General features: G+C 72.3%; 14 protein-coding genes and 1 tRNA gene. 13 read left to right on the forward strand and 2 right to left on the reverse strand.

Features of this window, described 5'->3' with window-relative positions:
* Positions 1-71: 71 nt before the first annotated feature.
* The 8 genes from galU (at position 72) to IE258_RS22345 (ending at position 7663) form a co-directional block, all read left to right on the forward strand.
* Entirely contained in the window at positions 72-983 is a 912-nt protein-coding gene (gene galU, locus IE258_RS22310; protein ID WP_159327077.1) for a UTP--glucose-1-phosphate uridylyltransferase GalU, read from the forward strand.
* Positions 980-2329, forward strand: a complete 1350-nt coding sequence (gene glp, locus IE258_RS22315) for a molybdotransferase-like divisome protein Glp (protein WP_373309912.1) — start codon at positions 980-982, stop codon at positions 2327-2329. The genes galU and glp overlap by 4 nt, the downstream gene beginning before the upstream one ends.
* Positions 2330-2415: 86 nt before the next feature.
* Positions 2416-2928 (forward strand): cyclic pyranopterin monophosphate synthase MoaC, encoded by a 513-nt coding sequence (moaC, locus tag IE258_RS22320; RefSeq protein WP_159327076.1) that lies wholly within the window; start codon positions 2416-2418, stop codon positions 2926-2928.
* Entirely contained in the window at positions 2925-3461 is a 537-nt protein-coding gene (locus tag IE258_RS22325) for a MogA/MoaB family molybdenum cofactor biosynthesis protein (protein ID WP_189746131.1), read from the forward strand. Before moaC ends, IE258_RS22325 begins: the two co-directional genes overlap by 4 nt.
* Positions 3458-4138 carry a GNAT family N-acetyltransferase gene (locus IE258_RS22330; RefSeq protein WP_189746420.1) on the forward strand — a complete coding sequence of 227 codons (681 nt, stop codon included), beginning with the start codon at positions 3458-3460 and terminating at the stop codon, positions 4136-4138. The genes IE258_RS22325 and IE258_RS22330 overlap by 4 nt, the downstream gene beginning before the upstream one ends.
* 173 nt (positions 4139-4311) lie before the next feature.
* Positions 4312-5580: a divisome protein SepX/GlpR gene (gene sepX, locus IE258_RS22335; RefSeq protein WP_189746133.1), complete on the forward strand. Its 1269-nt coding sequence runs from the start codon at positions 4312-4314 to the stop codon at positions 5578-5580.
* A 55-nt stretch (positions 5581-5635) separates the two neighbouring features.
* Positions 5636-5709, forward strand: a tRNA-Ala gene (locus IE258_RS22340).
* A 193-nt stretch (positions 5710-5902) separates the two neighbouring features.
* Entirely contained in the window at positions 5903-7663 is a 1761-nt protein-coding gene (locus IE258_RS22345) for a hypothetical protein (RefSeq protein ID WP_189746135.1), read from the forward strand.
* Between the two features lie 53 nt (positions 7664-7716).
* On the opposite strand, the gene IE258_RS22350 is transcribed toward IE258_RS22345, so the two are convergent.
* Positions 7717-8202 carry a GNAT family N-acetyltransferase gene (locus tag IE258_RS22350; RefSeq protein WP_159327072.1) on the reverse strand — a complete coding sequence of 162 codons (486 nt, stop codon included), beginning with the start codon at positions 8200-8202 and terminating at the stop codon, positions 7717-7719.
* A 67-nt stretch (positions 8203-8269) separates the two neighbouring features.
* Here IE258_RS22350 and IE258_RS22355 point away from each other — a divergent pair, with 67 nt between their 5' ends.
* Complete coding sequence (locus IE258_RS22355; RefSeq protein ID WP_229892348.1) at positions 8270-9073, forward strand: exodeoxyribonuclease III; 804 nt, start codon at positions 8270-8272, stop codon at positions 9071-9073.
* A gap of 15 nt (positions 9074-9088) precedes the next feature.
* On the opposite strand, the gene IE258_RS22360 is transcribed toward IE258_RS22355, so the two are convergent.
* Complete coding sequence (locus IE258_RS22360) at positions 9089-9736, reverse strand: MerR family transcriptional regulator (RefSeq protein WP_189746139.1); 648 nt, start codon at positions 9734-9736, stop codon at positions 9089-9091.
* 178 nt (positions 9737-9914) lie between these two features.
* On the opposite strand from IE258_RS22360, the gene IE258_RS22365 reads away from it, so the two are divergent.
* From IE258_RS22365 to IE258_RS22380, 4 genes are all read left to right on the forward strand, one after another.
* On the forward strand, positions 9915-11462 hold the full coding sequence (locus IE258_RS22365; protein ID WP_189746141.1) for a flavin-containing monooxygenase: 1548 nt from the start codon (positions 9915-9917) through the stop codon (positions 11460-11462).
* Positions 11459-12403: an alpha/beta fold hydrolase gene (locus tag IE258_RS22370; RefSeq protein WP_189746143.1), complete on the forward strand. Its 945-nt coding sequence runs from the start codon at positions 11459-11461 to the stop codon at positions 12401-12403. Before IE258_RS22365 ends, IE258_RS22370 begins: the two co-directional genes overlap by 4 nt.
* Positions 12400-13293, forward strand: coding sequence for an SDR family oxidoreductase (locus IE258_RS22375; RefSeq protein ID WP_189746146.1), 894 nt, complete (start codon positions 12400-12402; stop codon positions 13291-13293). Before IE258_RS22370 ends, IE258_RS22375 begins: the two co-directional genes overlap by 4 nt.
* Before the next feature lie 88 nt (positions 13294-13381).
* Positions 13382-13609, forward strand: coding sequence for a hypothetical protein (locus IE258_RS22380; RefSeq protein WP_189746149.1), 228 nt, complete (start codon positions 13382-13384; stop codon positions 13607-13609).
* Positions 13610-13643 lie beyond the last annotated feature (34 nt).

Below are 13643 nucleotides of genomic sequence, written 5' to 3' on the forward strand. Positions count from 1 at the left end.
ATGCGCTCATATGAGCGCCTATGATCCCGAGTCACAGATTCTCCCTATAGGCACCGGATATGGTGGCGCGCATGACTCAGTCCCACCCCAGGATCAGCAAGGCTGTCATCCCAGCAGCCGGTCTCGGTACCCGGTTCCTGCCGGCCACCAAGGCCACTCCCAAGGAGATGCTGCCGGTCGTCGACAAGCCGGCGATCCAGTACGTGGTCGAAGAGGCCGTGGCCGCCGGCCTCGGCGACGTCCTCATGGTCACGGGCCGCAACAAGCGCCCCCTGGAAGACCACTTCGACCGCAACTACGAACTGGAGTCCGCCCTCCAGAAGAAGGGCGACGCGGGCCGCCTGGCCAAGGTCCAGGAGTCCAGCGACCTCGCGATGATGCACTACGTCCGCCAGGGCGACCCCAAGGGCCTCGGCCACGCCGTGCTGTGCGCCGCCCCGCACGTCGGCCACGAGCCCTTCGCGGTCCTGCTCGGCGACGACCTGATCGACCCGCGCGACCCGCTGCTCCAGCGCATGATCGACGTCCAGGAGCAGTACGGCGGCAGTGTGATCGCCCTCATGGAGGTCGCGCCTGAGCAGATCCACCTCTACGGCTGCGCGGCCGTGGAGAGCACCGAGGACAGCGACGTCGTCAAGGTCGGCGGACTCGTCGAGAAGCCCGACGCGGCCGACGCCCCGTCCAACTACGCCATCATCGGCCGCTACGTCCTCGACCCGCACATCTTCGACATACTCCGCAAGACCGAGCCCGGCCGCGGCGGCGAGATCCAGCTGACCGACGCCCTCCAGCGGCTCGCCGAGGACGAGTCCGTGGGCGGCCCGGTGCACGGCGTCGTCTTCAAGGGCCGCCGCTATGACACCGGCGACCGCGGCGACTACCTGCGTGCCATTGTCCGACTCGCATGCGAACGTGAAGACCTGGGCCCGGACTTCCGGACCTGGCTTCGCAGTTACGTAGCCGAGGAGATGCAAGGACGTTGAGCAGCAGCGCGCACCGTGACACCGGCCACGACCACGCCGCCTCGGGCCCCGGTCCGGACCGGCTGTGGTCGGTGCAGGACCACCTGGACGACGTCCTGTCCACCGTCCGCCCCCTGGACCCCATCGAGCTGAACCTGCTCGACGCCCAGGGCTGCGTCCTGGTCGACGACGTCACGGTGCCGCTGTCCCTGCCGCCGTTCGACAACAGCTCCATGGACGGGTACGCGGTGCGGGTCACCGACGTCGCCGGAGCCAGCGAGGAGTTCCCCGCCGTCCTGGAGGTCGTCGGCGACGTCGCCGCCGGCCAGACCGACCCGGTCGCCGTGGGCCCCGGCCAGGCCGCCCGGATCATGACCGGCGCCCCGCTCCCGCCCGGCGCCGAGGCCGTCGTCCCCGTGGAGTGGACCGACGGCGGGCTCGGCGAGGGCCCCGTGGCCGGAATGCGCGCCCGCAGCCTGGCCCCGGAGGGCGCCGAGGGCCACGTCCACGTGTACCGGCCGGCCGAGGAACGCGCGCACGTCCGGGCGCGGGGCAGCGACGTCCGTTCCGGCGACCGCGCCCTGGCGGCCGGCACGGTCCTCGGACCCCCGCAGATCGGCCTGCTCGCCGCCATCGGCCGGGGCACGGTACGGGTGCGCCCGCGCCCGCGCGTGGTGGTGCTCTCCACCGGCAGCGAACTCGTCCAGCCCGACGAGCAGCTGGCGTCCGGTCAGATCTACGACTCCAACAGCTTCGCCCTCACCGCGGCCGCCCGGGACGCCGGTGCCATCGCCTACCGGGTGGGTGCGGTCGCCGACGACGCCGAGACCCTGCGGTCCACCATCGAGGACCAACTGGTGCGCGCCGACCTGATGGTCACCACCGGCGGTGTGAGCGTCGGGGCGTACGACGTGGTCAAGGAGGCGCTGGCGCACGTCGGGGACGAGGACGAGCCGGGCGGCGGCGTGGACTTCCGCAAGCTCGCCATGCAGCCCGGCAAGCCCCAGGGCTTCGGCTCGATCGGCCCCGACCACACGCCGCTGCTCGCCCTGCCGGGCAACCCGGTCTCGTCGTACGTCTCCTTCGAGCTGTTCGTGCGCCCGGCGATCCGCACCCTCATGGGCCTGCCCGACGTGCACCGCCCGACGGTCACCGCGTCCCTGGCCGCGGACAAGGCGCTGACGTCGCCGAAGGGCCGCCGGCAGTTCCTGCGGGGCAGCCACGCCGACGGATCGGTCGCCCCGGTCGGCGGCTCCGGCTCCCACCTCGTGGCCGCCCTCGCGCACGCGAACGCGCTGATCGTGGTCCCCGAGGACACCGAGTCCGTCGAGCCCGGCACCCAGGTCGAGGTGGTCCTGCTCGGCTGAGCGGGCCCCGATGGCGGTAGCGTGTCGCGCACAGCAGGCCCACGCGCCGCACCGCGCCGGGCCAGGACCGGGAGCGCCACACGAGCATGAGTACGCAGGACCGACCGCCGAGCAGCGGACAGGACCCGCAAGGCCGGCTGACACACATCGACGAGGCGGGCGCCGCCCGGATGGTCGACGTGTCCGGCAAGGACGTGACCGCCCGCACCGCCCGCGCCAGCGGGCGCGTCCTCGTGGCGCCCCGCGTGGTCGAGCTGCTGCGCGGCGAGGGGGTGCCGAAGGGCGACGCCCTGGCCACCGCCCGGATCGCGGGCATCATGGGCGCCAAGCGCACCCCCGACCTGATCCCCTTGTGCCACCCGTTGTCGGTCTCCGGTGTGAAACTGGATTTGTCGGTCGCGGACGACGCCGTGGAGATCACCGCCACGGTGAAGACGACGGATCGCACGGGCGTCGAGATGGAGGCGCTCACCGCGGTCTCCGTCGCCGCGCTCACCGTGGTCGACATGGTCAAGGCGGTCGACAAGGGAGCGGTCATCACGGACGTGCGGGTGGAGCAGAAGACGGGCGGCAAGTCCGGCGACTGGACCAGGTCATGACGCCGGACGACGGCGTGGCAGGCGCCCTCCTGGGGCCGTACGCCGCCCTGGTCGTCACGGCGTCCAACCGGGCCGCCGCCGGTGTCTACGAGGACAAGGGCGGCCCACTGATCGCCGAGGGCCTGCGCCGCTTCGGCTTCGCCGTCGACGGCCCCCGGGTCGTCCCCGACGGCGACCCCGTCGAGGCCGCCCTGCGCGCGGGCGCCGACGCGGGCTACGACGTCATCGTCACCACCGGCGGCACCGGCGTCTCGCCCACCGACCGCACCCCCGAGGCGACCCGGGCGGTGATCGACTACGAGGTGCCGGGCATCGCGGAGGCGATCCGGGCGTACGGCCGGGACAAGGTGCCGACCGCGGTGCTCTCCAGGGGACTGGCCGGAGTGGCGAACGGCACGCTGATCGTCAACCTGCCGGGCTCCTCGGGCGGGGTGAAGGACGGCCTCGCCGTGCTGGAGCCGCTGCTGAAGCACGCCGTGGACCAGCTCCGCGGCGGCGACCACCCGAGACCCGCCAGCGGGGGTGCGAGCTGAACAGCCCATCCTGGCCCGCCGAGCTGAGGGACGGCGACATCGTCCTGAGGCCGATAAGGCTGCGCGACCAGCGGACCTGGCGCGAGGTCAACCGGCGCAACCGGGACTGGCTGCGCCCGTGGGAGGCCACCATCCCGCCGCCCGGGCCCGGCGGCCCGATCGCGCACCGGCCGACCTACCGGCAGATGGTGCGGCACCTGAGGTCCGAGGCCCACGCGGGCCGGATGCTGCCCTTCGTCATCGAGTACCAGGGGCGGCTGGTCGGCCAGTTGACGGTGGCCGGCATCACCTGGGGCTCGATGTGCTCGGGACACGTCGGTTACTGGGTGGACGAGGCGGTGGCCGGCCGCGGGGTGATGCCGACGGCCGTGGCGATGGCCGTGGACCACTGTTTCCGCACCGTCGGACTGCATCGCGTCGAGGTCTGTATTCGCCCCGAGAACGCGCCCAGCCGCCGTGTCGTGGAGAAACTCGGATTCCGCGAGGAGGGCCTCAGACCGCGATATCTGCACATCGACGGAGCCTGGCGGGACCATCTCGTGTTCGCGCTCACCGCGGAAGAGGCTCCCGAGGGGCTGCTGCGGCGATGGCACCGGTCACGGCACCGCGGTACCCCGAGCGCCGGGAACACCGGCTCCACCGGCTCCACCGGCAACACGGGCAACCCCGGTAATTGAATAAACGTTCGAAATTGATCGGGTCGCGACCATCCGGAAGCGGATAATTTCGCGACCCTGGCAGTCGGCTGATCGGATCGGTCACAAGAAAAGTTCGAAATATCAGCCAGATCGTGCGACACACCGGCTCAATTGGCGGATGGCCTCACGCAAACCCCTCTACCGTGTGAGACGTGAGCAGCAGCGGCCTCATCTACGCAGTCATTGTCGGGGCCTGGGCCGCCTACTTGGTGCCGATGTGGCTCCGTAGGCAGGACGAGCTGAACGAGGCCCGTCCGACGGAACGCTTCAGCACCGCCATCCGGCTCCTGTCCGGACGGGCGGGCATGGAGCGCCGGTACGCCAAGGACCTGCGGTCGCGCCCCGCCGACGAGGCGGAGCCCGACGCCGACGCCCCGGACGCCGTCACCGACTCGGTGGACGTCCGGGCCTTCGCCGTGTCCAGGACCCGACGGCACACCCGGCCGGTCCCGCCGCGACAGGCGGCGCAGCGGCCCGACCCGGCACGTCCGCAGCCGGCCGGACCCGAGCGCGGCCCGAGACCCGGACAGTCCCCGGAACAGGGCGACTCGGCCGGTCCCGGCGCGGCACCGGCACGCGCACGGGTGCCGCAGGCCCGTCGCGCGCCGGTCTCCTCGGGGGCGGCCGCGGCGCGGGCCCGGCGCAGCAAGGTGCTCGCACGCCGTCGGCGTACGACCGTGATGCTGTTCCTGGCCTTCACGCTCGGCTCGGTCGTCGCGGCGGTCGGCGGGCTCGCCTTCCTGTGGGCACCCGGAGTGCCCGCGGTGCTGCTCAGCGCCTACATCGCGCACCTGCGCGCACAGGAGCGCCGCCGCTTCGCCTTCCAGATGGACCGCCGCCAGGCCGAGGCCGCCGCACAGCGACTGCGTGACCGCGACCCCCGCCCGCGCCGGCGCGGGCCCGCCCCGTCCGCCCCCGGCACCGTCGGCGACCTCGACGCCGAGGAGCCGGACGACGGACCCGAGGCGGAGCCCGGTGCCGGAATGTCGGCGCTGGCCGCGGACCGGCGGGCGCTGGTCGAGCAGACCGACCACGCCGAGTGGGTCGACCAGCAGCGGGAGCGCCGTGGGCGCCCGCAGGGCGACAGCTGGGACCCCGTCCCGGTGCCGCTGCCCACCTACGTGACCGCCCCGGTCGCCCCCCGCGCCACCCCCGACGTGGACCTCGCGGCGCCGGACGCGTGGAGCTCGGCCCGCTCCAGCGCGGTCGCGCCCGACCAGGAGGACGCCGCTTCCGCCGCCCGGACCCCCGGCGCGGACCGGGACCGCCCGGCGGCAACACCGGCCGAGGAGCGCCCGGAGGCCCCGGGCCGCAGCGACGCCCGCCGCGCCGCGTCGGCCCGCCGGGCCAGGGAGCGGGGCCGCACCCCGCTGTTCGACCAGTACGAGGACGGCGACCGTCCCCGGGCGGCGAACGAGTAGCCGTAAGCGATTTTTGAGCAGGCCGGGCGGGGTGCTAGAGTTTCACTCGTTGCAAGGGCCTGTGGCGCAGTCTGGTAGCGCACCTCGTTCGCATCGAGGGGGTCTGGGGTTCAAATCCCCACAGGTCCACGCACATTGACGAAGGTCCCGTCCGATCATCACGATCGGACGGGACCTTCGCCGTTTCCCGGCCCGAGCCCCCGGCCGTCGAGACGCACCCGTGATCATGTACAGCGCAACCATTGCCGTTTCCAGTGGGTCACCTGTGTGCGGTGTCGTGCATCGGCACCCTCTTGTCGTCTGGGGAACGGAAGAAACACACATGAGAACTGGCTCCCTGCGCTCGCCCTGGGCGCGTGCGGCCGTGGCCGGGGCGGCCGCCGCCGGGCTCGCCGCGGCCGGACTGGCCGGCGTCGCGCACGCGGCGGACGATCAGGCACCGCTGCCCGTCACCATCACCGGTCCGGACAAGGTGGACCTGGCGCTCGACGGAGCCGAGGGCGAACCCGGGCAGCCGCAGATCGAACTCGGGCTCACCGGCCCGGGGGAGTACGACCCGGACAGCGGCACGGACCCGGAGCCGATCCCCAACAGCGGCTACAAGGTCACCATCGACGCCACCGCGCTCAAGGGCTTCGCCGAGGTCGGCCTGCCGGAGTCCTGCGACGTCGACGGCCTGGTCGCGGTCTGCGCGGAGAGCAGCCTCTACCCCGGAGACATCTACAACCCGTTCTGGGACATCCGGCTCGACCTGCTGGACACCGCCGAGGCCGGCGACCACGGCAAGATCAAGGTCACCGGCAAGGGTGAGGGCCTGGAGTTCAACAAGCACACCGTCGACGTGCTCGTCGGCGGCCCGGAGTTGCTGAAGAAGAAGCTCCCCGACGAACCCGCGGGCTTCCGCCCCGGCGACACCTACGACGCCACGCTCGGCTTCCGCAACGTCGGCAGCATGTCGGCCGACGGTGTCGTGCTCCGCTTCACCGGCAGCCGCGGCCTGTCCTTCCCCGACTCGTACGACAACTGCTCGTACGCCGAGGAGAGCAAGGACGACCTGATCCGCTACCGCCACGTCGCCCTGTGCACCTTCGAGGGCGAGTTCCTGCCCGGCGCGGCCTACGAACTGAGCGAACCGGTCCGGGTGCGGACGGCGGACTTCGCGCTCGGCGACATCTTCGGCTACAGCTTCGACGCGGTCGGCGCCAAGGAGGCCGACGCACTGCGGACGGGCGCCGACTACCGGCAGGGCTCCGGCGCAACGCTCACCCTGAAGCCGGTCAAGGGCGGTCAGAGCGGCGACTACACCAAGTACGCCGAGATCGACCTGCCCCTGCAGAACACCTACGACCTCGACCTCACCGGCGCCCGCGTCGCGGGCGAGCAGGGCGAGACCGTCACCGTCGACGTCGGCCTGAGCAACCACGGGCCCGCCTGGCTCGGTGGGCTGCGCTCGGGCGGCGAGCCGATCAGCTTCAGCGTGCGGATCCCCGAGGGCGCCAGCGTCGTCGACAGCCCCTGCAGCCCCATGAACGACGAGTCGCCCTCCGAGTACCTGTGCTTCGCCAACACCCCGTTCCTGGAGGACGAAGCGCGCACCTTCCCCTTCGAGCTGCGCATCGACAAGGTCGTCGCGGGCGCCAAGGGCAGGATCGCGCTGCCGGAGTACGACAACCCGTGGGAGGGCGACCCGTCCAACGACACCGGCTGGATCGTGCTGAACGGCACGGGTGACGAGGAGACGCCGGGCGACAGCGGCGGCGGCACCGGCGGCTCGGACTCCACGGGCGGTACGGGCAGCACCGGCGGTTCGCAGACCGCGGGCGGCACCGGTACGACCGGTGGCTCGGACACGGCCGGAGGGACCACCGGCGCCGCCACCACCGCGGGGACCGGGACCGCCGGGACCACCGGGGGCAGCGGCGGCACGACCGGCGGACCGTCGCCCCAGGGCGGCGAGGACGGACTGCTGGCCTCCACCGGCTCCACCGCGCTGCTCGCCTCCGCCGGAGCGGCGCTGGCACTCGCCGCGGGCGGCGTCCTGGTCGTCGTCGCACGCCGTCGCAGGGCGGGCGGCACGGCCTGACCACGGCCGGAGGGTCTTGAGGGCCCTGCGGGGTCCGGAGGGCCTTGCGGGCCTTACGGGGTCCGGAGGGCCTTCGCGTAGCAGAGGCTCTCCTCGTGGAAGCGGTAGTAACCGAACTTCCCGCACGGCTCGTAGCCGCTGGACGTGTACAGGGCCACGGCCTCCGGCTGCTTCGTACCGGTCTCCAGCACCATCCGGGTCCGGCCCGCCGCACGGGCGTCCTCCTCCAGGGCGGCCAGGATGCGGCGGGCCAGCCCGCGCCCGCGCACCTGCTCGACGACGAACATCCGCTTGAGCTCGGCGTCCCCGTCGAGATTGCCCTCGTCGTTGGCGTCCTGGCTGCGCCAGCCGCCGGAGGCGACCGGGACGTCGTTCTCGTCGTACGCGATCAGGTACTGGCCGTTCGGCGGCGCGAAGTCCGACGGGTCCAGGTGCGTGGCGTCGCCGCCGTCGCCGTAGCGGACGTCGTACTCGGCCTGGACCTCGTCGTTGAGCTTCACGGCGTCGGGGTGGTCGAAGGGGACCCGGCGTATGTTCATGCTTCCTACCGTATGTCGATGCGTATCCGGAGCGAGACAACGTCCAGTGTGCCGGTATCGTGCCCTGGTGCTCACCGTGACCTCCGTGAACGTGAACGGTCTGCGCGCCGCCGCGAAGAAGGGCTTCGTGGAGTGGCTCGCCGACACCTCCGCCGACGTGCTGTGCCTCCAGGAGGTGCGGGCCGAACCACACCAACTGCCGGAACACGTCCGCACGCCCGAGGGCTGGCACGTCACACACGCCCCCGCGGCCGCCAAGGGTCGTGCCGGGGTCTCCCTCTACACGCGCCGTGAGCCCGACGCCGTCCGCGTCGGTTTCGGCTCGACCGAGTTCGACACCAGTGGCCGCTACGTCGAGGCCGACCTGCCCGGTGTGACGGTCGCCTCGCTCTACCTGCCCTCCGGCGAGGTCGGCACCGAGCGCCAGGACGAGAAGGTCCGCTTCATGGGCGAGTTCCTCGCCTACCTCAAGGAGCTGCGCGAGCGGGCCGCCGCCGAGGGGCGCGAGGTCGTCGTCTGCGGCGACTGGAACATCGCCCACCGCGAGGCCGACCTGAAGAACTGGCGCGCCAACAAGAAGAGCTCCGGGTTCCTGCCGGAGGAGCGGGAGTGGCTGAGCCGCGTCCTCGACCCGGCCGAGGGCGGGTACGTGGACGTCGTGCGCACCCTGCACCCGGACGTCGAGGGGCCGTACTCCTGGTGGTCGTACCGGGGGCGGGCCTTCGACAACGACTCGGGATGGCGCATCGACTACCACCTCTCCACTGCCGGGCTGGCCGCCAGGGCGCTCAAGGGGTATGTCGAGCGGGCCGCCACGCATGCCGAGCGCTGGTCCGACCACGCGCCGGTGACGGTGGTCTACGGCCCCTGACCCCCCGGGCGGAGGCTACTCCGGCCCCTTCCGCATCCGCCGGTCCAGCGCCAGGGACAGTTCCGCCTCCACCACGCTGCGGGCCAGCGGGCGCAGGCGGTGGAGGTCCGGTTCGGGGGCGTGGCGGAGTATCAGGTCGGCGAAGAGTTCGGCGAGGGCGTCGGCGTGCTCGCGGACGCGGGCGCCGGCCTGGAGGACTTCGCCCAGCGGGATGCCCTCGCGGACCAGGGCGGAGGAGACCTCAAGGAGGCGATGGCTGATGTGGACCAGTTCGTCGCCGTCGGTGCCGAGGTAGCCCAGCTCCATCGCGGCGGCCAGGTTCTCCGGGGTGACCTCGCCCTCGAAGCGGGCGGCGAGTTCCTCGGGGGTGAGGTGGACCGGGGTCTCCTCGGTGGGCTCGCCGAGGCCGAGCAGGTCGCCGACGTCGCGGCCGTGGTCGAAGGCGTCGGCCAGTTCCAAGATGCCGTTCAGGGTGTGGCCGCGTTCCAGGAGGGCCGCGATCGTGCGCAGGCGGGCCAGGTGGTGGTCGTCGTACCAGGCGATGCGGCCCTCGCGGCGGGGCGGCGGGATCAGTTTGCGTTCGCGGTAGAAGCGCAGGGTGCGCACCGTGATGCCGGCCAGCCGGGCCACTTCCTCTATGCGGTATTCGCGCTTCTCCGTCACGTCCACGACCTTATGGCGTACCGCCGGTAACTTTCCTCCGCCCAACCCCTACCCATGAGTACGGAGCTGCTCTACGCTCCCATTGCGCCAGTGTTCACTGGCACGGTTCCAGTGGTTCCTAGTGGTTCCCAGTGGTTCCAACGGTCCAGACGGTCCAGGCAAGCGTGGAGGCTCAGGGATGGCCGAGCACGAGCAGGTTCACGAACACGTACGGGTGGCGGTGATCGGGTCCGGTTTCGGCGGACTCGGGGCCGCGGTGCGACTGCGGCGCGAAGGGATCACCGACTTCGTCGTACTGGAGCGCTCGGGCAGCGTCGGCGGCACCTGGCGGGACAACAGCTACCCGGGCTGCGCCTGCGACGTGCCGTCCCACCTGTACTCCTTCTCCTTCGCGCCCAACCCGGAGTGGCCGCGCACCTTCTCCGGGCAGGAGCACATCCGCGCCTACCTGGAGCACGTCGCCGACACCTTCGGGCTGCGCCCCCACCTCCGCTTCGACTCGGAGGTGAAGCGGATGGCGTGGGACGGTGAGCAGTTGCGGTGGGAGATCGAGACCGTGCGGGGCACTCTTACCGCCGACGTCGTGGTGTCCGCGACCGGGCCGCTGTCCGACCCCAAGGTCCCGGACATCCCCGGGCTCGACTCCTTCCCCGGCAAGGTCTTCCACTCCGCCCGCTGGGACCACGACTACGACCTCACCGGCAAGCGCGTCGCCATGATCGGCACCGGCGCCTCCGCCATCCAGATCGTGCCGTCCATCCAGCCGAAGGTGGGCCGGCTCACCCTCTTCCAGCGCACCCCGGCCTGGGTGATGCCCCGGATGGACCGGGCCATCAGCGGCGCCGAACGCGCCCTGCACCGGGCGCTGCCGGCCACCACCAAGCTGCGCCGTGGGCTGCTGTGGGGCATCCGGGAACTCCAGGTGCAGGCGTTCACCAAGCACCCGAACGAACTGGGTTTCGTCGAGCAGATCGCCAAGCGCAACATGGGCGCCGCCGTCAAGGACCCGGCCCTGCGTGCCAAGCTCACCCCCGACTACCGCATCGGCTGCAAGCGGATCCTGCTGTCGAGCACCTACTACCCGGCGCTCGCCAAGCCCAATGTGGACGTGGTCGCGAGCGGGCTCAGCGAGGTGCGCGGGTCGACGCTCGTCGCCGCCGACGGCACCGAGGCCGAGGCCGACGCGATCGTCTTCGGCACCGGCTTCCACGTCACCGACATGCCCATCGCCGAGCGGGTCGTGGGCGCGGACGGGCGGACGCTGGCCGAGACCTGGAAGGGCGGGATGGAGGCGCTGCGCGGCGGCACGGCGGCCGGCTTCCCCAACTTCATGACGGTCATCGGGCCCAACACCGGCCTCGGCAACTCGTCGATGATCCTGATGATCGAGTCCCAGCTGAACTACATGGCCGACTACCTGCGCCAGCTCAACGTCCTCGGCGGCCGCACCGCGCTCGACCCCCGCCCCGCCGCCGTGCGCAACTGGAACCACCGGGTGCAGGAGCGCATGAAGCGCACGGTGTGGAACACCGGCGGCTGCACCAGCTGGTACCTGGACGCCAGCGGCCGCAACACCACCGTCTGGCCCGGCACCACCGCCGAGTTCCGGCGCGCGACGCGGCGCGTGGACCTCGCGGAGTACCAGGTACTGCGCCCGGCCCCGGCGGTGACCTCGGCGAAGGCCGCCGACGCGGACACCGGCGCGGACGCGGAGGTGAGCGCGTGAGCCGCCTGCTGCACGTCGCCGACGGGCCGTACGCGCCGCCCGTGCCCGCCCACGAACTGACCGTCACCGCCGCCGACGGCGCCCGGATACACGTCGAGGTGCACGGCCCCGAGAACGCGCCCGCGGTCGTCCTCGCGCACGGCTGGTGCTGCTCCACCGCCTTCTGGGCGGCGCAGATCCGCGAACTGGCCGCCGACCACCGGGTCATCGCCTACGACCAGCGCGGCCACGGCCGCAGCCCGGCCAACCCGGCGTACGGCACCGAACCGCTCGCCGACGACGTCGAAGCCGTACTGGAAGCCACCCTCGCGCCGGGCGAGCGGGCCGTGATCGCCGGGCACTCCATGGGCGGGATGACGCTGATGGCGGCGGCGACGCGGCCCGCGGTGCGCGAGCACGCGGCGGCCGTCCTGCTGTGCAGCACGGGCAGCGCCCGACTGGTGGCGTCCGCCACCGTGGTGCCGATGCGTGCGGGCCGGATGCGCACCTGGCTGACCCGGCGGATCCTCGGCTCCCGGGCGCCGCTCGGACCCGTCACACCGCTCGCCCGCCGCATCCTCAAGTACGGGACGATGGGCCCCGGTTCAGGGCCGCACATGGTCGACGCCTGCGCCCGCATCGTGCACGCCTGCCCCAGCCGGGTGCGGCACGGCTGGTCCCAGGTGCTGGACCTGCTCGACCTCGACCACGGTGTACGGGAGTTGCGGATGCCGGTGGAGATCGTGGTCGGTACGGCGGACCGGCTGACGCCGCCCGTGCACGCCCGCGCGCTGGCCGCCGCGCTGCCCGACTGCGTGGGCCTGACGGAACTCCCGGGACTCGGCCACATGACGCCGGTGGAGGCGCCGGACCTGGTCACCGGCAAGATACGGGCGCTCGCCGCCACCTACATACCCAGCGCACGCGGTGAGCGTGCCGTACCCGTCGAGGAGAGCGCATGAGCAGGGTGAGCCTGGAAGGACGCGTCGCCGTCGTCACCGGAGCCGCGCGGGGCGTGGGGGAGTTGATGGCCCGCAAACTGTCCGCGCGCGGGGTGAAGGTGGCGCTGGTCGGCCTGGAGCCGGACGAACTCAAGCAGGTCTCCGCCCGGTTGCACAGCGACAGCGACCACTGGCACGCCGACGTCACCGACCACGAGGCGATGGCCCGGGTGGCGGCGGAGGTCAAGGAGCGCTTCGGGAAGGTCGACATCGTCGTCGCCAACGCGGGCGTCGCCACCGGCGGCCCCTTCGTCGACTCCGACCCGGAATCCTGGCGCCGGGTGATCGAGGTCAACCTGATCGGCTCGGCCGTCACCGCCCGCGCCTTCCTGCCCGCGCTGCTGGAGAGCCGCGGCTACCTGCTCCAGATCGCGTCGCTGGCCGCCCTCACCCCCGCCCCGATGATGAGCGCCTACTGCGCCTCCAAGTCCGGCGTCGAGGCGTACGCGCACAGCCTGCGCGGCGAGGTCGGGCACCGCGGCGTGAAGGTCGGCGTCGGCTATCTGTCCTGGACCGACACCGACATGGTGCGCGGCGCCGACCAGGACGACGTCATGCGGGAGTTGCGGCAGCGGTTGCCCTGGCCGACCAACAAGACGTACCCGCTCGGCCCGGCCGTCGACCGGCTGGTGGAGGGCGTCGAGCGCCGCTCCGCGCACGTCTACGGGCAGTGGTGGCTGCGCGGCATGCAGGGCGTGCGCGGCTATCTGCCGGCCGTCATCGGCACCGTCGGGCAGCGTGAGATGCGGCGCTTCGGCGACCGGCTGAACGGCAGGCGGATCGGCCTGGTCGGCGCCGGTGGCGCGGCCGACGAACACCGTCCGACCAGCACGACTACGGTCCGTAAGTGATCGACATGCGCACGGTTACCGCTCGTGTGAATCTGATCGAGCGCCCGGCCGATCCGGTCGGGCCCGATCACCACAGGAGTGAACCCACATGGGTATGAAGGACCAGTTCCAGGACAAGGCCGAGCGCATGCAGCAGCAGGGCAAGCAGCGTGCCGAGCAGGCGCGGGACCAGTTCCAGAACCGCGACCGCCGTCGCGACGAGGACGAGAACGACCCGTCCTCCCCGGCCTCGCGCCGCCGCGAGTCGGAGCACCAGAACCCGTCCTCGCGCCGTCGCGACGAGGACGAGCGGCTGCAGGACAGCTTCGACGCCTGACGCGCCGCCGCTGAAGTGAGAGGGCGCCCTCCCC

This window comes from Streptomyces tendae, assembly GCF_014650435.1.
Classification (GTDB): Bacteria; Actinomycetota; Actinomycetes; order Streptomycetales; family Streptomycetaceae; genus Streptomyces; species Streptomyces tendae.